Raw genomic sequence first — 299 nt, forward strand, 5'->3', positions numbered from 1 at the left:
TTGAAGCTCATTGGCGAGTGCGGCACTGATCTGCGGTCATGGCCGACCGCGAAGCACTTCACCTCATGGCTGTGCCTGGCGCCGGGGAACAAAATCTCGGGCGGCAAGGTGCTCTCCTCGCGCACACGGAGATCGTCAAGTCGAGCAGCCGCATTGTTGCGGTTGGCGGCCACGACCATTGGGCGGAGCGATACGGCGCTCGGCGCCTTTTATCGTCGGCTTTCCTCTCGTGCGGGCAAGGCGAAAGCCGTGACGGCGACCGCCCGCAAGATTGCGGTCCTATTCTACAACACCCTCAG

At 62.9% G+C, this 299-nt stretch carries 1 protein-coding gene; it reads left to right on the forward strand.

Annotated features, from left to right (window positions below; genetic code table 11):
- A partial coding sequence (locus ACWGS9_RS35660) for a transposase (RefSeq protein ID WP_454509541.1) occupies positions 1–299 on the forward strand: 299 nt, incomplete at both ends.

The sequence above is a fragment of the Mesorhizobium sp. Arg314 genome (assembly GCF_053714275.1).